General features: G+C 57.4%; 14 protein-coding genes and 2 pseudogenes. 5 read left to right on the top strand and 11 right to left on the bottom strand.

What is annotated here, in order from left to right; translation table 11 throughout:
- Positions 1-1,111: 1,111 nt before the first annotated feature.
- Positions 1,112-2,443 carry a lytic transglycosylase domain-containing protein gene (locus tag AC515T_RS11300; RefSeq protein WP_496532530.1) on the bottom strand — a complete coding sequence of 444 codons (1,332 nt, stop codon included), beginning with the start codon at positions 2,441-2,443 and terminating at the stop codon, positions 1,112-1,114.
- A 219-nt stretch (positions 2,444-2,662) separates the two neighbouring features.
- On the opposite strand from AC515T_RS11300, the gene AC515T_RS11295 reads away from it, so the two are divergent.
- On the top strand, positions 2,663-7,780 hold the full coding sequence (locus AC515T_RS11295) for an AvrE-family type 3 secretion system effector (protein ID WP_496533111.1): 5,118 nt from the start codon (positions 2,663-2,665) through the stop codon (positions 7,778-7,780).
- Positions 7,781-7,824: 44 nt separating this feature from the next.
- Here the strand turns inward: AC515T_RS11295 and AC515T_RS11290 are convergent, their stop codons facing one another.
- Positions 7,825-8,214, bottom strand: coding sequence for a type III secretion system chaperone (locus tag AC515T_RS11290; protein WP_496532529.1), 390 nt, complete (start codon positions 8,212-8,214; stop codon positions 7,825-7,827).
- Positions 8,215-8,522: 308 nt separating this feature from the next.
- Between AC515T_RS11290 and AC515T_RS11285 the strand changes: the two genes are divergently transcribed.
- The gene (locus AC515T_RS11285; protein WP_496532528.1) at positions 8,523-9,683 is read left to right on the top strand and encodes a pectate lyase; all 1,161 of its coding nucleotides are present in this window, start codon (positions 8,523-8,525) and stop codon (positions 9,681-9,683) included.
- Between the two features lie 400 nt (positions 9,684-10,083).
- On the opposite strand, the gene acuI is transcribed toward AC515T_RS11285, so the two are convergent.
- From acuI to AC515T_RS11270, 3 genes are all read right to left on the bottom strand, one after another.
- Positions 10,084-11,070, bottom strand: coding sequence for an acrylyl-CoA reductase (NADPH) (gene acuI, locus AC515T_RS11280; RefSeq protein WP_496532527.1), 987 nt, complete (start codon positions 11,068-11,070; stop codon positions 10,084-10,086).
- Between the two features lie 99 nt (positions 11,071-11,169).
- Positions 11,170-12,000 carry an oxidoreductase gene (locus tag AC515T_RS11275; RefSeq protein ID WP_496532526.1) on the bottom strand — a complete coding sequence of 277 codons (831 nt, stop codon included), beginning with the start codon at positions 11,998-12,000 and terminating at the stop codon, positions 11,170-11,172.
- Positions 11,973-12,308 (bottom strand): TetR/AcrR family transcriptional regulator, encoded by a 336-nt coding sequence (locus AC515T_RS11270; protein ID WP_496533110.1) that lies wholly within the window; start codon positions 12,306-12,308, stop codon positions 11,973-11,975. Before AC515T_RS11270 ends, AC515T_RS11275 begins: the two co-directional genes overlap by 28 nt.
- Between AC515T_RS11270 and AC515T_RS11265 the strand changes: the two are divergent.
- Positions 12,301-12,444: pseudogene (locus tag AC515T_RS11265) on the top strand (Lrp/AsnC family transcriptional regulator); the annotation flags it as partial. The gene AC515T_RS11270 and the pseudogene AC515T_RS11265 sit on opposite strands and share 8 nt — an antisense overlap.
- A gap of 63 nt (positions 12,445-12,507) precedes the next feature.
- On the opposite strand, the gene AC515T_RS11260 reads toward AC515T_RS11265, so the two are convergent.
- Positions 12,508-13,488, bottom strand: coding sequence for an AraC family transcriptional regulator (locus tag AC515T_RS11260; protein ID WP_496532525.1), 981 nt, complete (start codon positions 13,486-13,488; stop codon positions 12,508-12,510).
- 188 nt (positions 13,489-13,676) lie between these two features.
- Between AC515T_RS11260 and AC515T_RS11255 the strand changes: the two genes are divergently transcribed.
- On the top strand, positions 13,677-14,861 hold the full coding sequence (locus AC515T_RS11255; protein WP_496532524.1) for an aldo/keto reductase: 1,185 nt from the start codon (positions 13,677-13,679) through the stop codon (positions 14,859-14,861).
- A 751-nt stretch (positions 14,862-15,612) separates the two neighbouring features.
- Here the strand turns inward: AC515T_RS11255 and AC515T_RS11250 are convergent.
- The 3 genes and pseudogenes from AC515T_RS11250 to AC515T_RS11240 all read right to left on the bottom strand — a co-directional run.
- Positions 15,613-16,058 (bottom strand): annotated as a pseudogene (locus tag AC515T_RS11250) (thioesterase family protein); the annotation flags it as partial.
- A gap of 46 nt (positions 16,059-16,104) precedes the next feature.
- Entirely contained in the window at positions 16,105-16,818 is a 714-nt protein-coding gene (locus AC515T_RS11245) for an NAD(P)H-dependent oxidoreductase (protein ID WP_496532523.1), read from the bottom strand.
- A gap of 31 nt (positions 16,819-16,849) precedes the next feature.
- Positions 16,850-18,097, bottom strand: coding sequence for an acyl-CoA dehydrogenase family protein (locus AC515T_RS11240; protein WP_496532522.1), 1,248 nt, complete (start codon positions 18,095-18,097; stop codon positions 16,850-16,852).
- 127 nt (positions 18,098-18,224) lie between these two features.
- Here AC515T_RS11240 and AC515T_RS11235 point away from each other — a divergent pair, with 127 nt between their 5' ends.
- Positions 18,225-19,217 (top strand): GlxA family transcriptional regulator, encoded by a 993-nt coding sequence (locus tag AC515T_RS11235; RefSeq protein ID WP_496532521.1) that lies wholly within the window; start codon positions 18,225-18,227, stop codon positions 19,215-19,217.
- On the opposite strand, the gene AC515T_RS11230 is transcribed toward AC515T_RS11235, so the two are convergent.
- The gene (locus AC515T_RS11230; RefSeq protein ID WP_496532520.1) at positions 19,196-20,119 is read right to left on the bottom strand and encodes an alpha/beta hydrolase; all 924 of its coding nucleotides are present in this window, start codon (positions 20,117-20,119) and stop codon (positions 19,196-19,198) included. The two genes, AC515T_RS11235 and AC515T_RS11230, sit on opposite strands and share 22 nt — an antisense overlap.
- A gap of 49 nt (positions 20,120-20,168) precedes the next feature.
- Positions 20,169-20,627 carry a DUF2147 domain-containing protein gene (locus AC515T_RS11225; protein WP_496532519.1) on the bottom strand — a complete coding sequence of 153 codons (459 nt, stop codon included), beginning with the start codon at positions 20,625-20,627 and terminating at the stop codon, positions 20,169-20,171.
- Positions 20,628-20,705 lie beyond the last annotated feature (78 nt).

Below are 20,705 nucleotides of genomic sequence, written 5' to 3'. Positions count from 1 at the left end.
AATTTGATGACCGGGTAAAAATGCGCTACTGCGCCAACCCTCGTGACCAGTGACATCGTTTCTGGTGCCCATCGAACACTCTCTCTGTGGATGTAGGCGAATATCAATCGCACGCCTTACAAGGCAGAAATATACAAATTTAGTTCCCTGGACCAACAAGCAAAATCTTGGATTCCCTCATAAGAACTCAGCGCAATATCATTTGCCCCATGAACTCTCCAAGGCCTGAGAGATCGTCAAGACAGGTAATTAAATAAACGTTATTTAGGCCCAGTCAAGCACTTCTGCCCACATCGACAAAGGGTAGGAATCCCCCTACCCCGCAAGCTCCGAAGCACTCCTGAGAAGAGTTCGCACCCAGCGCCCCAGCTAACACAGGGCTCAAGTTCAATCAACAAGGCCGGCACATAACGTGAGCCGCATCACACTCCAATAACGGCCGAGTTAATTGAAAACAGCACTAGAAAGTTCAAGATACTGTCTGCCCTCGACCGCTGCTAACTTCGCCCCGAGAACCTATAAGTCGCATGACTCGATAGCCCTTTAATTGGAATGCCTTGTTCGCCAAAACTTTAACCTTGGCAATCATGCCAGATAAAAATTCTCCAACTTCCCATCAAAAGTTAAATAAGGAAAATGGGGACGATAGGTCATTCGGTTTTCCGAACGAAACCGAGACACTTGCTTTAAGCACCTAAGGTGTTCCGGTTTTTGGGGGCCGAGCCGCTGATAGCTTTACGCCATTACGGAGTCGGAAATCCGAATGTCCTGAAGGTCGGCTGTCGACATGGCAAATATTGGATCCGATGAATCAGCTGGCCCCGATAACCGGGTCAATTTTCGTAGAGGGAGGTTTTGGGCATCGCGGATGCACGCCGTAATATTCTGGCGAGGGTCATCCGCGAAAAAATAGTATTACAAATTATGTAGTAAAAAATCGGCTTACAAAAACCGAGGAAAGTTCAAAGGCTTTTCGTTCTAAAAAAATCTGCGGTGATCAGATCCCGGGCAAAAAAACCTCATCGCACGCGGCCAGCGAAGCCCGTCACACACGCCGCATCTGGCTGGCAGGCGCGAAAAAGCGCACTAAGAAAGGGCGAAATCCAGATTTTTATTGGTGCGGGTCACTGGCGTAAACCACCACTCGCGGGCTGATCATCCTCTCGCGCTCCACGTGATACTCAGTCAATTCACGTCTGCGTGGCGACGAACGGTCGTCGATCGGCTGTGTCGCTTGCGCTGCCTTGAACAGAGTTGAATTGTCGACCGCAGGGACCGACAGCGCGGGTTCGATTGGCAACGGATGCTCGGTGACCTTGGCTGATTTCAATGCCGGACGCACTGGCCGGCGCTCAGTCACTGGACGTTCGTTGCGCTTAAAAACAACGGGGGTTACCGCAAAGTCGCCCGAGAGTCGCGCAATGCCCGCCTTCACCGCCTGACTCTGAGCCCGCGGAATCAGCAGCCGGCTCGGTCCATCCAACGTTTTTTTGCGCAAAAAAGCCGAGTTCAGCTTCAACAACTGGCTATGGCTGACCCCGGCCGTGCTCGCGAGCTGGTCAAGGTCCACGGCGTAGTTAAGCTCAACCACGTCGAAGTAAGGCGCATTGGCCACCGGGTTGAGCTGTACGCCGTACACTTCAGGGCTTCGGACGATCAAAGACAGCGCCAGCAACCGAGGCACGTAGTCCTCGGTTTCCTTGGGCAATGTCAGGTGCCAGTAATCGACCGGCAAGCCGCGCTGGCGATTGGCTTCGATGGCCCGCCCGACGGTGCCCTCGCCGGCGTTGTAGGCCGCCAGTGCCAATAGCCAGTCATTGTTGAATTGATCATGCAGGCGTGTGAGGTAATCCATCGCCGCCTTGCTTGAGGCGACTACATCACGGCGTGCGTCGTACGTGGCGCTCTGATGCAAATTGAAATCGCGCCCTGTAGCGGGAACGAACTGCCACAGCCCCGCCGCCGCACGCGGGGAGTACACCGTCGGGTTGTAGGAGCTTTCGATCATCGGTAACAGCGCCAGCTCCAGCGGCAACTTGCGCTCATCCAGGCGCTCGACAATGTAATGCAGGTAAGGGCCGGCACCGCTGCTGGCCTCGTGCATAAAACCTGGATGGCGTAGCAGCCAGTCACGCTGGCCGGCGATCCGCTTATTGATGCTCTGCCCCTGCGCCAACCTGCTTCGCTGAGCGATCCGCTGCCAGACATCCTCGCCGCTGTAGCGCGGCAAGTCGCTGAACACGGCCTCGGGCTGCGCATTCAATGAGTCGCCATCCGGTTTATAAGCCAGGCCAGCCGCCAGGCGCGGCGTGCGCTCCAGGCGAGGCTGCGAATACTCAACTGTCTGGCAGCCTGCGCACAGAGATCCCAACGCTAAGACAGCAATTTGAATCGAACAGGCAAGCGAGCGTGGGTTCGGGACGTTAGAGGTGGCAGTTGGCATTGGCAGGATGTCCAGGTCGTGTCCCCCCTACGTGGCGTGCGTGCCGTTCCGGTTCCCTTGAAGACGGCGTTCCCGGTGGCGCCCACGCTTCGCAGACAACTGATGAGCCTGTCGCTGCATGGAACCTGCCAGCGTTGCGCACCACTCAACGTCAAAGGGAGCTTTCCAGAATGCGACCGAAGCTGATGTCAGACCATGACATGGACGGGGAGATACGAAATGCCGGCATCGACAGTCAACCGCACCACCAGCAATATCGTCCAACCAGAGCCTCTAGAAGGCTCATGCCCTAACTCAGGCTTGCAGCAACGAACCGAACAACCGACCCAAGGTTCCTCTCACTCTTTGAGGGGTGTGGGAAAACGAATGCTGAAAAACGCCGGTAAGCTGTTTCAGAAGATCAAACCTCCTCGGCAGAATCCTGTCCAGACGCACGTGGCGAGGAACACCCAGCCCCCTCGCCCCCTGTCAAATGAACAGGTTGCGGCACAGGCGGCACGCATGGCGCGCTCACCCCAGAGCCGGCTGCAAGGGGCCGATGGTACGCGCCAGTCACTGCTGCGCCCGGATCCGAACGAGGCCGGCGGCTCTGGGGGCGCGGTAGAGCAATCCAATGAATCGCCTCCCCTTCCGCCACCTACGGGGCCTGTGTTGCAGCGCAGTGGTGGCGGGCGTTTCGACCTGACACAAGACACCCTCTCGAGCCATGCGCAACCGCAAGGCGCTATCGCGCTGGATGCCCATGGAAAGCCGGATTTCTCCACGTTCAGCACCTCTGGCCTGGAGCCGTTGCTGAGCGATGTTCTCGCCAAGCCAGGACAAACCTATCTGGCTCATCAAAGCCAGCAGGGCGTGCAGGGGCATCAATTACTGGAGCCGAACGGACACCTGTTACATCTTACGCACGACGACAGTGCCCTGGCGTTAATCCGCAGCAGCAAGGAAACACTCGAGATCAACGGCAACGGCCCACAGGCCGCGAGCCTGCAACGCGAAGCCAACCAGGTCCACGTCAGGACTTCCGACAGCAGTCGGACCCAGGAATTGCCAGGCAAGGCACACATCGCCCATCTCACCGGCGTGCATCATCAGCACGATGGCGAACGCCTGCGTGTGCATGAAGACCGGCTGTATCAGTTTGATCCGATGGCCGCCCGTTGGAAGGCGCCTGAAGGCACCGAAGACCTCGCCTTCAACAGCCTCGCAACGGGCGGGAACGGCTCGATCTACGCCAAAAGTGATGATGTCGTCGTCGACCTCTCCAGCCCATTAATGCCACACATTGAGGTCACTGATCTCAAGTCGTTTTCGATTGCCTCGGACAGTACGGCTGCGTTGCTCAGCGGCGACCAGCCCCAGGTGATCCTGCTGGCTGATATGCGCCCTGGAATCGATGGACCGCGCAAGGCAACAACAAAAACACTGGAGCTCGACGGCGGTCAGGCGCAGGCGGCCGCCGTGGGCCTGAGCGCCGACCGGTTATTCGTCGCAGATACCCAGGGCCGGCTCTACAGCGCAGACCGCAGCGCCTTTGATAATGATGAACCGGTGTTGCGGCTCACGCCCGAGCAGGCAAATTATCGGTTGGCCGATCAGGCGATGGGCGGCCATCACAGCGTCAGCGGGTTCATCAGCGGCGACGATGGCCGCGTCCATGCGTTGATCAAGAATCGTCAGGGTGAAACTCACTCCCATGCGCTCGATGAGCAGGGCTCCCGTCTGGAGAGCGGCTGGAATCTGAGCAGCGCGCTGGTTCTGGACAATGTGCGGGGTTTGACGGTGCCTGCAACGCCCCCGCCAGCTGACCGGCTCAACCTGGACAGGTCAGGACTGGTAGGCCTCAGCGCCGGGCGTGTCCAACGCTGGGAAGCCACTGCCCAGTGCTGGAAGGACGCCGGAATCAAGGATATCGATCGCCTGCAACGCGGGGCCGACAGCAACGCCTATGTGCTCAAGGGCGGCAAGCTGCTCAAACTCGATGTGAGCCCCGAACACCCCAACGTCGCGTTCAGCCCTAATACAGCGTTGGCCCAGACGCCACGTTCGACCAAGGTCGCCATGGGCAAAGAGATCGAAGGGCTCGAAGACCGGGTCATCACGGCCTTCGCCATGGTCAGCGACACACGATTCGTCGCACTCGACGACACCCATCGCCTGACCGCGCACAGCAAGGACGGCAAACCCATCACGCTGGACTTTCCTGGGTTGCAAGGTGATATCAAGACGCTGGCGCTGGACGAGAAGCATAACCTGCACGCGCTCACCAGCACCGGCGAGCTTTTCCGCCTGTCCAAGGAGGATTGGCAGGCCGTCAAGCTGGCTGACCATCTTCGAGCCAAGTGGACACCTGTGCCCACGCCGGGGGGGCAACCGGTCAGTGCGCTCTACAGCAACGATAACAATGTGCTCAGCGCCCAGGTCGAGGGTGCAGAGGCGCCCGTCCCGATGCAGCTCAAGGGCAGCCAGTGGCAGCCGTTCACGCCGCGGCCCGTGGAAGAAAATGGCCTGAACGATACATACGCCCGAATAAAGGGAACGCATAAGACCGCGCGCATTCCAGGCACCGGGCTGACCGCCAGATTGGACGTCAACGTGCTAGGCCGGGGCGGCATGGAAAAAGGCAACCGGGCCAGCAAAAGTGAGTTCATCCGCGCCAACGTGTACAAGCACACGCTGGAAACGCCGCGCTGGATGAAGAATGTCGGTAACCACATTCAACACCGCTATCACGGTCGGGAAGGCCTGACGCAGGTGTATGACAGCCAGTCGATCGTGTTCAAGCAACTGGAGCTGATTCATGAAACCGGAGGAAGGCCTCCGCTCCCGGGTAACGACCTTAAAGCCCGCATCGCCCGGCTGGAACTGGGGCCCGCGGGCGCAACACTGATCAAGGAGCTGGAGGCGTTTCGCGACGAGCTGGAAAAGCACAGCTACACGACGCTGATGGCCATCGGTCAGGGCTACGGCCAATATAAGAACATGCGTCAGCGCGACGGTTTGCTCAATATGCACGGCGAACTGGCGAAGCCGTCGATACGCACTCAGTTCGGCAAAAAACTCGCTGACCTCGGCACCAGCCTCAACCTTAAAAGCTCCGGTCATGACCTGGTCAAGGAACTGCAGGACGCCCTGGTCCAGATCGCCCCTTCGGAGCAAAATCGCACCGCGCAATTGCTTGGCACGCTCAAGGACCACGGCCTGAAACTCAGTCACCAAAAAACCGATATTCCCTTGGGGCAACGTCGCGATGCCGGTGACGATCATGGCTTGAGCAAAGCGCGCATAGCCTTGGACCTGGTGACATTGAAAAGCCTTGGTTCGCTTCTGGACCAGGTCGAGATGCTCACGCCGCAGAGCGACATGGCCGCGCTACAACAAAAACTGGCCACGCTACGCGATACCACCTACGGGGAGAACCCGGTCAAGGAAGTCACCGACATGGGCTTTACCGATAACGCCGCCCTGGAAAGTGCCTACGATGCGGTCAAGACATTCTTGAAGTCGTTCAAAAAACCCGACCACGCCGTCAGCGTCAACATGCGGGCCGCGACCGGCAGCAAGGACCAGGCAGAACTCGCCGACAAGTTCAAAGGCATCCTCAAGCAATTGGAACATGGCGACGATGAAATCGCTTTGCAACGCAGCTATGGGCTGAACCTCACCAGCCCGTTCACCACCTTCGCCGATAAAGCAATGGGGCCTTGGCTGACCGCTGGCGCCACCGGCAACCGCAACTACATCCTCAATGCCGAACGTAGCGATGCTGGCATCACCCTTTACCTGATAAACGAGGCGGCGGGTAACATTGGCGCGGGTACCGGCGGCGGCAAGGACTTCTGGCCGGGTTTTTTCGACGAGAACGATCCGGCTCGCAGTGTCGACATCGGTAACGATCGCAGGATGACGCCCAACTTTCGCCTGGGGGTGGACGTGACCGCCACCGCGGCGGCCAGCCAGCGCGCGGGGGTGGTCTTCAATGTCCGCGACGAAAACATCGACGAGTTCGTCGACGACCTGTTCGAAGGAAAGCTCAATCCACTGGACGTCTTGAAAAAAGCAGTGGACCACGAAACGTACGAAGCCCGGCGGTTCAACTTCGATATCACCGCAGGCGGTAGCGCCGAGCTGCGCGTCGGTTTCGGCCTGTCCGAGACCGGCAGCAAGCCACTCTCGGCGGTGGCGCGCCTGGGGATCGCCGCGAATGTCACGGTCAATCTGTTGACCTACACTGATTACTCCCTGACGCAGAAGAATGACAAGGTGCAATTGCGTGAGGGTGGCAAGAATCGCCCACGCTTGTTCAACAGCCTGGCCCTCGGCGGACAGCTTCGCGGACAACTTGGCGGCACCCACACCGACCCAACGATAACCCCTGCCTCCGGACCGACGCCCTCTCCAGGCACACAGTCGGCCACCAACAACCTGGGCGTGGCCGCATCGGTGACCGTGGACGCAAGAACCACTAAACGGGTCAAGTTCCGCTATGAGGTCGCGACGCCGATGACCTCCAAAACCCTTGAAAAACTGTCGACCAAACTGAAGGACGCCTTCAAGGATAACGCCACGAAAACCAGACTGGCTGAATTGGCCGACCCACTCAATGCACGCTACACCGGCATGAGCCCTGAAGAAGCGCTTCAGGCGCAGCTTGATGGCCTTAACGAACTGTTTGCCGACATGCCTTCGCAAAACGACACGCAATACAAGGCCCTGCGCGACCTCAAACGTGCAACCGCCCAACAGGAGGCATCGGCCAATAACCACAGCGTATTGAGCAACGCACGCTTTGAGACGAGCAAAACCGATCTCTCCGGCCTGGATCAGCCGAGCATGATCACCAAAATCATCAGCTCGGTCAGCGACGCGAGTGCCCCCGGTAATGCCGCGAAGGTCGCCGACCTGATGAGCCGGGATCCGAAGCTCCAGGCCATGCTCAAGGAAATGCAAGCGAGCCAAGGGACGCTTGCCCGTGTACGACTGGAACCGAAGGATTCACTGATCGACGAGATCGATGAGGGAAGTCGCGACGGCACGATGACCCAGGGTCAACTCGCCACCCGACTGGAAAATCGCAACAATATGCGGATCATGCGCTTGACGGTCTTTCATTCCGTCACCCAGGCAGAGCCCTTTACGTCTCCAACGCCTCTGCTCAGCTATAACAGCGGGACAACACTGAGCGTCACCAAAACGCTTGGGCGTATCAACTTCATCTACGGCGAAGACCAGGACACACCCATTGGCTACAGCTTCGACGGTGAGCTGTCACGGCCGTCAGAGCCACTTAAAAATGCAGCTGACCTGTTGAAGCAGGAGGGGTTTGAACTGAAGACCTGACAGGAGCAAGGGAAAGCGCCGGTGCACGACGGCGCTTTCCCGTTTCAAGCCGGCAAAAACGTCCGGGCTTCGCGCGCCTGGGCGATAAAGCCTCGGGCAACGTCACAGAATCCAGGTTCATCGAGAGACACCAACTCGCGCTGGGCGCACAGGCGCACGTCTGCCTGGTCAACAGCAAACCAGCAGCCGTGCATACGGGCGACGTCGAAGTTCAGGCTCAACAGGCGCTGCAAGTCGCCAGGGCGTTCCGGACAGCGGCCCACCTTGCAATGAAAGATCACCATCTCGCTGTGCGAGGGCAATTCGATCACGGCAGCTTCATTGTCTTGGCTGTCATACAAGGCACACACACCGTTCTGCAGGGACAATGACGTGCCGAGCTGTGCGCCCAGGGCATTGAGGAAACGGCTGAAATCAGGTGCTGGGGTTCTCATCGTGGTAGTCCTTCAACTGGAAAAAAGCCTAGGTTCGCCAGGCACTTTGTGGTCGCTGGAGCGCATCGGTTCCGATGACGAACCTTGCGTCATGGGGGGCCCGCAACGGCCAGCAATCCGCCTCAGGTGCTGAAACAGTGTCAGCGGCACCCGTAATCGGGAACCCATCGGATCCCGATGCCACTCACCTTGAACAACGCCAAACCCAATCTCTGATTTTTCGCCCCCAACCGGAAGGGATTCGGCGTCCAGCCGGGCAAGCCCAGGACCTGACGCGGCGTCTCTGTCACCCCACGAGGTAAAGCACCATGAACATCGGCATTTCCCAACGACCGATTCAACACACCGTCCCTGACCTGGATTTTTCAGCGCTGGACGGCAGCCGTCCCCATAGCCATGCACTCGGCGAGCAAAACACCCAGCAAGCCGTGAGTCCCGGCGCACTGCTTTTCGGCAGCGACAAACAGAAAGAGATTAATTTCGGGCCGCCCGATAACACTGTCCAACCGCCGGGAGCCAAGGGAAAGTCGGCTGACAACTCGTCCAACCTGATCCAGTTGCTCAGCGCATTGATCACCGCTCTGCTGCAGATGCTCATGAAATCTGCCGAGAAGCAGAGCCCGAATCAGGAGCAAACCGAGGGCCAGGGCTCACATCAGAACAACGGGCTCGGTACGCAATTGGCCGACAGCGGCGACACTGACACGACGTCCGATGCCACAAGTGGGGACAATGGAACAGGAAGTGACCGTGACAGCGGCGGCGTGACGCCGCCGGCCACCACGCCGCTGGCCAATGCCAAGCGCAACATTGATACAGATACCCCTTCAGATCCGACGAGATTCCCTACGGCATCCAACGGTGCCAAGGTTGTAAATGAGACCATCAAGGTAGGCCCGGGCGAGACTTTCGATGGTCACAACCAGACCTTCACAGCGGGCTCCAAGCTGGGCAATGGCGACCAGAGCGAAGATCAGAAGCCTTTGTTCGAATTGGCCGAAGGCGCAACGCTGAAAAATGTCATTCTGGGTGACAACGAAGCTGATGGCATCCATGTCCGCGCCGCCAACGAAAAGCCGGTCACTGTTGATAATGTGCACTGGACGGACGTGGGTGAAGATGCCCTGACCGTGAAGCCTGAGGGTGGCGCAGATGTCACCAACCTGAACATCACCAACAGCAGCGCCAAGGGGGCCAACGACAAGATCTTCCAACTCAATGCCAATGCCCACGTCAAGGTCGATAATTTCCAGGCCAGCGACTTTGGCACCCTCATGCGCACCAATGGCGGCAAGCAGTTCGACAAGATGGAACTGGAGCTCAATAACGTGCAGGCCGAGCACGGCAAATATGCCTTCGTCAAAAGCGACAGCGAGAACCTGAAGCTGACCACCAGCAATATCAGCCTGACCGACGTCCAGCATCACTATGACAAAACCAAGGCGTCGACCCAGCACACGGAACGCTAGTGCCCTGAAAAGCCGTCGCTCCCGTTGGCCACTGCGATGAGAGCGATAAATGCGAATAGGCGAGGCAAAATGCAATTTTGAAGGGGGGAACTGTATTTACTGGTTTTTCCGGCTGCCCGGCATCCATCGATGCCGGGCCTGCTTTGCGTGGGAGCAAGCTCCCTCATCACGGCCGTTCGCCCTAGTGAGGGTGGCGCATTCCTTACCGCCAGCAGCATGACTCCCATCCCCGCATACAGCGGTGCCGCACGCCGACCAACTATTCCGGTGGTACCACCACCGAAGATGACACCCCAGCTAGCTAGCATGGTGCCCGGCGCGAGCAGCCAGGCGACTGCCAGCGCGAAGAACAGCAGCGCTGACAAGATTGCAAGATAGCGAAAGGCACGGGAGGAAGCCGTCATGCGTTCACATCCACGACGGTGCGCCCGCGGACCTTCCCTTCCAGCACACGACCAGCGACGGCGGAAACCTCTGCCAGCCCGATGACCTGAGTCGTGCGGGCAAGCTTGCCCAAATCAAGGTCACGCGCGAGTCGCGACCACGCTTGCAAGCGGACACTATGCGGTGCGTTAACAGAATCGATACCGGCCAGGGTCACGTTGCGCAGGATGAAGGGCAGCACCGACGCAGGCAGATCCGCGCCCTGTGCCAGACCGAAAGCGGCGACAACACCGCGATATTGGGTCTGCGCCAATGCGTTGGCCAGGGTATGGCTGCCGACTGAGTCGATTACACCGGCCCAGCGCTCTTTAGCGATCGGCGCGCCAGCCTCGGACAAAGTATGGCGGTCGATAATCTGCGCCGCGCCCAGGTCGCGCAGGTAGTCTGCTTCCTCCAAGCGCCCGGTCGAGGCGATCACGCGATAGCCAAGGCCCGACAGTAAAGCGATTGCCACCGAACCCGCGCCTCCATTGGCACCAGTCACCAGGATGTCGCCACGCTCCGGCGTCAGGCCACCATGCTCAAGCGCCAGAATGCTGAGCATCGCGGTATAACCTGCCGTGCCGATGGCCATGGCGTCCTGGGTCGAAAATACGTCCGGGATCCTTACCAACCAATCGCCACTCACCCGTGCCCTCTGCGCGAAGCCACCATGATGAGTTTGGCTTAGCCCCCAGCCGTTGACCAATACGCGGTCGCCTGCCCTGAAACCGGAGTGGCTAGAGGTCTCTACGATACCGGCGAAGTCAATGCCCGGAATCAATGGAAATTGGCGAATGACCGGCGAGCGTCCACTAAGTGCCATCGCGTCCTTATAGTTCACCGTCGAATATTCGATGGCGACGGTGACATCGCCCGGCATCAGATCCTCATCTTTGAAGTCGATCAGATTGGTCGAGATTACTTCGCCTATTTTGGTGGCGAGCAGTGCTTTAAATGTCATTGTTTTCTCCTATCCGAATGAGCGGGCGTCATCACTGCCATACTGTGGTTTGGCGTGCAGATATGACAGACGGGATGCGTCGATTATCGCTGGGCCGGGCTAATGTGTCCGCCGAGGTGCGCTAGCGCCCGGAACCGTATTCATATCAAGTTGCAATGTTTTGCGGATGCCCGCATCCAGCAGACGCGCCGGGGCGAAGCGGCGCAGGAACTGCAACTGGCCGGCCGCCGTACCTGCGGTATAGCGTAGCTTGGGGCGCTCGGCACGAGCAGCCTTGAGCACCACTTCAGCCACTACGTCGGGACTGTCGGCAGCCTCCATCGCTTGGCTGACCACTTTCACAAGCTTTGCCCGGATCTCATCATAGAAGTCGAGTTTGGAGTCAGGCTGCGGGTTATTGGTCTCAAATTGGGTCCTGGTATAGGCGGGTTCAACGACCGTGACTCTGATCCCCCATGTACGCAATTCATGATCCAGGGCTTCCGAATAGCCCTCCACTGCGTGTTTGCTGGCAGCGTAAAGCGCCACAAAAGGCATGGGCACAACGCCCAGGATGGAACCTATGTTGATGATGCGACCGCTGCCCTGTCGACGCATGTGTGGCACGATGGCGCGAGTCATGCGCACGCCCCCCAGGAAGTTGGTATCGAAGAGGGATTTGGCCTGCTCTATCGAGCTTTCCTCCGCCGCTGCAGGGGCGATGCCGACGCCGGCATTATTGACCAACAAGTCGATACGCCCCTCCAACTGTAGCAACTCCGTAACCGCCAAATCGACCGAAGCATCGTCGATCACATCGAGCTCTAGTAGCGGAAAATTCCGCTGATCGACCTGCCCACCTCGCCGACTGGTGCCATACACCGTATAGCCTGCTGTCACGAGCTTGTTGGCAGTGGCCTCGCCTATACCGGATGAAGCACCAGTAACCACCCTCTTTCAACGCCTTCGAGGTGCTGCTTCGACAAATAATTTCCAACTAAGCGTCCTAGCGCCTGCTCTAGGGGCGCGTCGGCCGCAACTGACTTCATGATAACGACCATCTCTTCGCCAGCGCGATCAGCCGCCTCGGCCAGCATCGCGTCGCGCGAGGCAAAATGGGCGTAGAAGCCACCATGGGTCAAGCCAACACTTTTCATGATTTCAACGATGCTCAGGCCGGAATAACCGCTGCGCCTAATCGCTCGCGCAGCCGCGTCGACAACCCGTTCATGCGTTGCTGCTTTACAGCGATACTTCATGCTGCTGCGCACCAAGGAAAGCAGCAGTTTCAACCGGCTCCCCGCGGAGCAATTGCTTTACCTGACTGGGGTTCGCCAGATTCGATCGTTAATGGGGTTGCGTCAGGTCTTGTCGACAACCCGCATTCCCCTTTGAAGCGCCAATTAGCCCGATATCAGGTTGTATCAACCGCCCCCCCGGCAACTCAGGGAAGCACTGCTAGTCGAGCATTCCACCCTGCTCCCTTACGTGCTTGATGTCTCTCGAGGGCGGGGCTCCGAAACGCCGGGCATATTCGCGGCTGAATTGAGCGACACTTTCATAACCGACTCGCAATGCGGCGGTGTTTACGTCCACCCGATCGGTCAACATCAGGCTGCGTGCGGCTTGCAGCCGTAACGCTTTTTGATACTGAACGGGGCTGGTGCCTGTGAGCTTGCGAAAACTGTGATGCAGCGTAGAGCTGGCCATTCCTGATCGTTCGGCGAGGTCGGCCACGTGCAGCGGTTTGTCGTAGTGATGTTTCAGCCATTCAATGGCTCTGACGATGCCCTTATCTCGGTAACCGTCGCGAGTGACGCTGCGCAACCACTGACCTGCACCACTTAGCAATAGCCGAACGCATATTTCCCGCTTGATCAGTTCCGACATCAAGCCTGCCTCAAGCGGCCGTTCGATCAGCGTAGTGAGTCGAACGAATGCATCGAGCATCTCAGTCGACGCCGCACCGGATACGAAGCCCCGTGCTTGAGAAGCCATTTCCTGCCTTGGTGGTTCCAAGGTCTGGATCACTTCATTGAGCATGGCAAGATCGAGCTTCAATACGACGGATAAATAAGGGGTTTTCTCACTAGCCGCGGTAACGCGAGCCAGTGTGGGTATATCGACCGAAGTGACGAAGAACGTGCCCTGCCCGAACTCGCAGGCTTGCTCACCGAACGTAATCTCCTTCGCCCCCTGAAGAATGATGGCTACGCAGGGCTCATAAATGCAGTACGTGGGTGTACCTAGCTTGGCCATTCGATAAAAGGTCAGATCTGGAATCGATGTTGCGCAGACCTCGTTCAAACCAATCTGAATGGAGACTTTTTCAATGAGCCGTCTGAGTACCTGGAGGCCTTCGCTGGGCTGAGCGGGTTCGCTCAAGGTCAGCGAATGCACATGGCCGAAACCAAATTGCGAGAAGGAACCGCTCGTCATCACATGCGCCCCTGTTTACGGAATGTTCGAGTTTGCTGAGAGTGCGTGACCAGCACAAGTGCATCGGCAGGATTATGCAAAAGATACGGCGCATTAGGGTCACCCGGCCAACCCTCGTTGTTCTAATTTCTATTACGAATGCTGGCTTCGATGAGCCCGTGAACCCTCAGTCGCGAAAGGAATGTTGGATGGACAGACGAGATTTTCTTACCTATTCGGCGGCTGGCGCTGTTGCAGCCGCTTTGCTGCCAGCATCGAGTGTCGCAAGTTCGCTGGCTACAGCCCCAGCGCCCTCTTCGTTGACCGAGCGCGGAAGTGTGATGCGTACGCAAGGCCGGCTCGTGCGTACAGACCTGCCCCTCAATTTGCCCTCGCATACTATGAGATACATGACGCCCCAACGCTTTGGTATGGGCGGGACGCAGATCGGCAATATCTTTGCGCCGATCAGCGACGAGCAGGCGGGTTTGGTTCTGCAGGCTGCTTGGGAGGCGGGTGTAAGGCTTTACGACACGTCGCCGTTCTACGGGTTTGGCTTGAGTGAATATCGTCTAGGCTGCTTTCTGCGCGGCAAAGATCCAGACCACTATGTGGTCTCCACCAAGGTCGGCCGGGTATTGACGGCTGCTGGTGGCCCGCGCGCGGACCATGCTATCTGGAAGGCGCCGGCGCCCTTCACATATCGATATGACTACACCGCAGCAGGCACGCGCCGCTCCGTGGAAGACAGTCTGCAACGTCTGGGGCTACCCCGTATCGATATCGTCTTTATCCATGACATCTCGCCCGATAACACCGAGCTGGAAGGTGGATGGGAAGCGGCGTATCGAATTGCGCGCACAGGGGCGATGGTTGAGCTTGAAAAGATGCGTGATGAAGGGCTCATCAAGGCATGGGGCTTCGGAGTCAATACGCCGAACGCCGTGGTTCAGGCGTTGACCAGTAATGACCCGACACCCGACATCGTATTGCTTGCCTGCCAGTATTCCCTCCTCGACCACAGCGATGCGTTGCGCAACACCTTTCCGGCGTTGAGCAGGAAGGGCACCAGCGTTGTGGTTGGAACACCACTGAACGATGGATTCCTGGGAGGGCGCAGCCGATATAACTTCAGCCTGGATCTACCTGCCGGAGCGGTAGAAAAACGCGCACGGATCATGGCGGTTGCCAGCCGCCATGGTATCGACATTCATACTGCCGCCCTGCAGTTCGCCGCGGCACATCCGCAAGTGTCCGCGATCATTCCGGGAGCGCGTTCGCCGGGGCAGATAGTTTCCAATGTACAAGCGATGAAGGTCGGTATCCCAGCAGCTTTTTGGGAGGAGCTGAAGAGCCATAACCTGATCGATGCTCAAGCACCGGTCCCTTCCTGAGTAGGCTCTACGCCCGTGCGACCTGCTGATGTGGCGCTATCGTCGTTGGCCTGATTTAACCCGACACTTATGCTCCTGGTTGCATCAACACTACAGATAGCAGCCGCTTGATCAGCATAAAGCCGAAGCCCCCTTCTAACGGCCCGTTGCTGCAATCGCTTATCCATAACGTTGTGGAAGGCAAAGACATCATTTACCTGTAAATAAACTGAGCACGCGTCCAACTAAAAACATTTGTCCAAGGCCGTAATAAATGAAGCTACGAACTCTCTCATGGTTTTAGGCGGCCTGCTTGCGCTGTCCGACAGTGGTCCCTTACTCGCCGACACACTCGCGCTTAGCGTTCCGTTGCCGGATCCACTCCCACAGCTAAAAGTGCTGACACTCCTTATAGGTGTGCACCTGCTCGGCATGTGCTTCGGTCTCGGTGGGGCGACAATGCTGGACCTCTGGATTTTGCGTTGGATGCGCAGGAGTAGCCTCCCAGTTGAAATCGGACTCACCTTTCATTTCATCAGAGACGCGGTCACTGCTGGACTATGCCTCCTGTGGCTTTCAGGCCTTGGTTTCCTAGCCCTTTACGCGTGAAATGTTGGAAAATCCTAAACTCTGGGCGGAGGTAATTGTAGCGATCGTCCTGACCATCAATGGATAATCATCCACGCGTTTGTGTTGCCAGAAGCCCTACACGACGTGAGTCGCCGCCTGCTCTTTGGCGTGCCCGCAAAAGAGCGGCCTTATTTGTCGCATCCGGTGCAGTTTCGAGTGTGCCTTGGACGAGATCAGCAGGCGGAATCGTGCCTATGGCAGAGCGGCATAGAACTCGCAGCACCACGGCGACCACTCGCTTTTTGCTGACGAAGCGATGTTCAACAAAGCTCTATTTTCGTCCTGGCCGAGCATTCGGATTGAATCTCGGAAGTTTCAAACAACTTTAGCTTCGACGAACTTACCCCACGTATCTCCCACGACAGCAAACACTCTATGGCGCAGCGCGACCCGAAATGCCCGTTGGGCAGGAGGTAGTTTATGTACCCCAGATCAGCCAAGGTGAAGTACAGACCATTTGTGACGTGCGGTTGAAGTCGAGTTCAAGCAACCAAACTCGCATGCGCATGACGGTTGTCGCCAGTCCGTCGACCGGTTTGCGCCAGGGCTGCGAAACAGCAGAAACAGAAGACGAAACCAGAGATTTATAGGGATACCGATGGTGAGAAAACTATGTAGGCAAACGTGGTATCTGCTAGGGATTCCGTGCGGAAATCGGGTGAAATTTCTCATCGAACTCATCAAGTGAGACGAATGAAAGCCCTTGCAGTGTGTCCAGCGAACGCAGGTGCTGTTGATACATCGCTAACTGAGTGACACGTGCTTCCTGGGAAGTGTACGGTACGTGATAGGCAACAAAGGTCGGAAGCACTGTCATCCCGGTATAGGCCAACGTTCCACGCAGGATGGGTCGGAGCATGTCGTTGAGTTCACCGTGCACACCGCCGCTCACCAACATGTGTGGTTGACCGCCGACAGAGATGGCGAGCATGGCCTTCTTGCCAGCCAGGCCGCCCTGATCGTAAAAGCGCTTTCCGCCGTAGCAGATACCCGAAACCAATACCCGGTCTATCCAGCCTTTCATGATCGCCGGCATCGAGAACCAATAGATTGGGAAGTTGAAGATCACCAGATCGGCCTTCAGCAACTTGTCCAGCTCCGCCTGGATATCCGGCGCCAGTGTGCGTTGCGAGCAATTGTGACGCTGCTCCAAGGCATACGTCAGGTACTCGGAATTGACGCGGCTGCCAAAATCAGCTGCGCTGGCGATCGGATTCCAGCTCATGGCATACAGGTCAGACACTTCGACAGAGTGCCCTTGCCCCCGCAGTTCTTCGACCGCCAGATCTTTCATGGCCGCATTGAACGATTGCGGCTCGTTGTGCGCATGGATAATGAGTATGTGCATTGGGCAGCGCTCCATTGGGTTGGCCATCCAATCAGCCGGTGATGTCTTTACCGAAGATTGCTCGTGCAATGACTAGCTTCTGAATCTCATTGGTACCTTCATAGATTTCGGCGATCTTGCAGTCGCGATAGATCTCTTCGACACGGTAGTGCGAACCATCCGCCGCGAGCTCGCGCATAAAGCCGTAGCCACCAAAGATCTGTACCGCGTCGCGGGCGAATTCACCGGCAAGGTTGGTGCCGTACCATTTGGCCATCGCGGCCTCGGGCTCCGGGAAAGCGAGTCCTTCGTCCATGCGCAACGCCGCCTTGAGATACAGGTTGCGGGCGTTCTCGATTTCAGTGGCGCGTTCAGCCATCTTGAACTGCCAGTGTTGGAACTGCGCAATGGCTTTGCCAAACGCCCTACGCGTCTTGAGCCGCGCGATACTGTGATCAAACAATGCCTGAGCCATGCCGGTCCCACTCGCGGCAATCCCGATGCGCCCGAACGTCAGTGTTTGCAAGGCTATCTTGAGACCTTCACCGGGCTGGCCCACGACGTTCGTCATGGGCACTTTGACGTTGTCGAAGTAAATATCCGCCGTCAGCTGGCCATGGTTGCCCATTTTTTTGTCGGGCTCGCCAACACGTACACCTGGCCAATTCAACTCGACCACCAGCTCAGTCATGCGCGCGCCATCGACACAGAGCAATACGACGAAGTCGGCAACTGGTGCGTTGGAAATGAAACGCTTGCGGCCGCTGACGATGTAGCCATCTTCGGTGCGCGTAGCGTGGGTGCCCATGGCTTCAACGCTCAAGTCGGTACTGGCATCCGGCTCGGTAGTCGCGAAGCTCCCGATCTTGTCGCCGTTGAGCAAGGGCTTGAGATAACGTTGCTTGATCGAGTCCGACCCGTGATTCAGCGCATTACCCGCGAGAATGCAATGCACGTCCACGATGGCGGCCACTGAGTTCGAATGGTAGGCCAGTTCCTCGATCATTACCGCAGTGGCTGCGGTGGGGTATTTGAGCCCTCGCCCCCCCACATCAGCGGTAAAGGGAATGCCAAATAAACCGGCCTTGGCCATTTTGGCGAACAAGTCACGCGGGAACGCTGCAACGGACTCCTCTGTGTGGCCAATGGCGTAGGCCACCGGGGCGACATGTTCGTCGGCGAAGCGACGAATCTCCTGGCGGATAGCCAGGATTTCCTGCGGGGTATCCAGGTCGTGATACAGGCGATCCTGGTAACGCGCAACAGTCGCATTGACCGAGGTATTGGCAAGATGGGTCATGGTTATCTCTTCTTTAGCCTGGGGAAGCAACGTGGTGTGAACGGTATGGAAACTGATGGAATGACGTAATAGGCAAAAACGACGGTAAATATGCGAATATCGCCACCCATACCAAAAAGGTTCCGCCATGACCACCGTTGCGATTCTGGGTTTTGACGACTCCTATGCCTCCGTTGTGGGAGGTTTTGCTGACATGCTTCAGGTTGCCAACGCGCACATGTCAAAACAGGGGATGCCACCGTCAGGTCTGTTTGAATGGCATTTCATATCGCAGAACGGCCGGCCTGTGCGTGCGAGCAATGGCCTCGAGCTTGGCATGCGGGCGCTGCCGAAGAACCAGCATTATGATTTGGTCTTTATTCCCAGCCTGCATTATCGCGGCTGGCAGCATTTCCAGGGCTTCCTGGAAAAACAGGGGGCTGTGCATGACTGGCTGGTTAAGCAATGGCGAAATGGCGCATGGCTCTGCGCCAATTGCACGGGTACCTTCCTGCTTGCCGAGACGGGCTTGCTCGATAACAAAGTGGCGACCACCACTTGGTGGCTCGAGGAGCATTTCCGCAGCAGATTCCCGAAGGTTGATCTGCAAATGCGTCCAGTGGTGACGGAATCTGAACGTCTGGTGTGTGGCGGCGCACATGCCACATTTTTGTTGCAAGCGGTTCACGTCCTTAACAAATTCGCGGGAGAGGTCATCGCCAGGCAATGCGCCCGCAGCATGCTGATCGATTTGACCCAAACGACGCAGACACCTTTCCAGCCACTTATCGCCGACAAGACCCACAATGATCCCTTGATTCAACGCGCGCAAAAGTGGCTTCAGGATCACTTGGTGGAACAGGTACGCATGACAGACCTGGCGCAGAAGTTGGCCGTCAGCGAACGTACATTGATACGCCGCTTCAATAAGGTGCTTGAGCAGTCACCGCTCACCTATCTGCAGAACCTACGCATTGATACGGCGCGAGCTTTGCTGGAAGCCGGCGACCTGAGCACCGAGCGAATCGCTCACTATGTCGGTTACAGTGATATCAGCTCGTTTTCCCGCTTGTTTCGTGAGCGCATTGGGTTCACTCCGGGCGCTTATCGAGCCAGGTTTCAGTTACCCATGGAGGACTGACCAAGCACTGTCGCCAGCAAGGAATGGCTTGCCAGAAATGCGGCGACTCGCTCAATGACCTCGTCCGGCCGGGAATCAGCAAAAAAATGTCCGCCCACTATCGCAGAAGCCTCCATCATCGTGCAGCGATCCACCCAAGTGGCGGGTAAATCATAGTGCTTGGCCATCGCACCTGAGGCGCCATAGAGGATCAGCGCGGGCGCGGTGATGCGTCGTCCGGAATCGGACATGTCGTCTGCCAGATCCACAGTGAGTGCGGCGCGATATTCGTTGCAAAAACCAGCGATCGTTGCCGGATCACGCCAAGCTTTCCGATACGCCGCCAGTTGGTCAGCATCAAAATCCTCCCGCCCTGCGGCACCCCAGCCGAAAAGGCAGCTCTCGAAAAAGAAATCGGGATCCGCCGCAATCATGCGCTCCGGAAAGGGTGCGGGCTGAGAAAGAAAAAACCAATGCCAGTAACTGTGGGCTATGTCCTTGCGCAGATCTGTCAGCATCACAGCCGTAGGAACGATGTCCATCAGTGTGACGCTCGCCACCACGTCTGGATGATCCAGTGTCATCCTGTAGGCCGTGCGCGCGCCACGGTCGTGTCCAACAAGATGGAACCGTTCATGTCCGAGCACACGCATCAGTCCGACCTGATCCGCGGCCATGGCGCGAAATCCGTAATTTGACAGATCCGCTTGAAGCGGCGGCTTATCCGATGCCCCATACCCACGCAAATCAGCACAGACAACCCGATAGCCACGCGCGACCAGCCCAGGTGCGATACGTGCCCAGAGCGCCATGGTCTGCGGAAACCCGTGGAGCATCAGGATGGGTTCGCCTTTACCCGCTGCAACACAGGCAATTTCCACATCGCCTACGGTAATCTGGTACGTTTCGAAGTTTTCGAACATGGGGTCGTCTCGTTATTTCACAGATAGTGAATGCTTTCATCGTACTTCCTTACTCCTGGCGTACCCAGGTCTGTGAACGCCCCAGCAGCGGCGTGCCAATGTAGCCGCGCACGCTGAGTTTTTTACCGTTGTCGATCAGGTGGACGTTACTGCTATAGACCTTGCCGTTATCCGGATCGAGGATTTCGCCATCGGTGTATTCTTCGCCGTCCTTGCGCAAACCGGTGAGAATGGTCAGACCTACAATTGACGCATTCTTGTTCACACCATCACATTTACCGCACTTCGGATTCGGGTCTTCGCTCGGGGCGGGAAACGCTTTTTCGATAACGCCCTTCAGAGTGCCATCGGACTCGGTGATTCGAATCAATGCCCTCGGCTTGCCACTGACGTCGTCGATGTTTTGCCACAGACCAACGGGCGAATTATCGTCTGCCCTCAGTGCCGATGACATGACTGCTGCTGCCAGGGTGAGTCCGAAGACACCCGCTTTTTTAAGAGTACGCATTGCCTGAATCCTCGTGATTGAGCGGATGTTCATTGACGGCTTGATGCCATTTTGCGGATTGTGAGAGGGATCTGGTGG

The organism is Pseudomonas sp. FSO-7 (assembly GCF_059579345.1).
Note: the sequence above shows the minus strand (reverse complement) of the source record. Positions and strands in the feature narration are given on the sequence as shown.

Bases quoted from the DNA above. Each gene is read 5' to 3' on its own strand.
- AC515T_RS11300 (WP_496532530.1), bottom strand. From the start codon at position 2,443: ATGCCAACTGCCACCTCTAACGTCCCGAACCCACGCTCGCTTGCCTGT.
- AC515T_RS11295 (WP_496533111.1), top strand. From the start codon at position 2,663: ATGCCGGCATCGACAGTCAACCGCACCACCAGCAATATCGTCCAACCA.
- AC515T_RS11290 (WP_496532529.1), bottom strand. From the start codon at position 8,214: ATGAGAACCCCAGCACCTGATTTCAGCCGTTTCCTCAATGCCCTGGGC.
- AC515T_RS11285 (WP_496532528.1), top strand. From the start codon at position 8,523: ATGAACATCGGCATTTCCCAACGACCGATTCAACACACCGTCCCTGAC.
- acuI (WP_496532527.1), bottom strand. From the start codon at position 11,070: ATGACATTTAAAGCACTGCTCGCCACCAAAATAGGCGAAGTAATCTCG.
- AC515T_RS11270 (WP_496533110.1), bottom strand. From the start codon at position 12,308: ATGAAGTATCGCTGTAAAGCAGCAACGCATGAACGGGTTGTCGACGCG.
- AC515T_RS11260 (WP_496532525.1), bottom strand. From the start codon at position 13,488: ATGACGAGCGGTTCCTTCTCGCAATTTGGTTTCGGCCATGTGCATTCG.
- AC515T_RS11255 (WP_496532524.1), top strand. From the start codon at position 13,677: ATGGACAGACGAGATTTTCTTACCTATTCGGCGGCTGGCGCTGTTGCA.
- AC515T_RS11245 (WP_496532523.1), bottom strand. From the start codon at position 16,818: ATGCACATACTCATTATCCATGCGCACAACGAGCCGCAATCGTTCAAT.
- AC515T_RS11240 (WP_496532522.1), bottom strand. From the start codon at position 18,097: ATGACCCATCTTGCCAATACCTCGGTCAATGCGACTGTTGCGCGTTAC.
- AC515T_RS11235 (WP_496532521.1), top strand. From the start codon at position 18,225: ATGACCACCGTTGCGATTCTGGGTTTTGACGACTCCTATGCCTCCGTT.
- AC515T_RS11230 (WP_496532520.1), bottom strand. From the start codon at position 20,119: ATGTTCGAAAACTTCGAAACGTACCAGATTACCGTAGGCGATGTGGAA.
- AC515T_RS11225 (WP_496532519.1), bottom strand. From the start codon at position 20,627: ATGCGTACTCTTAAAAAAGCGGGTGTCTTCGGACTCACCCTGGCAGCA.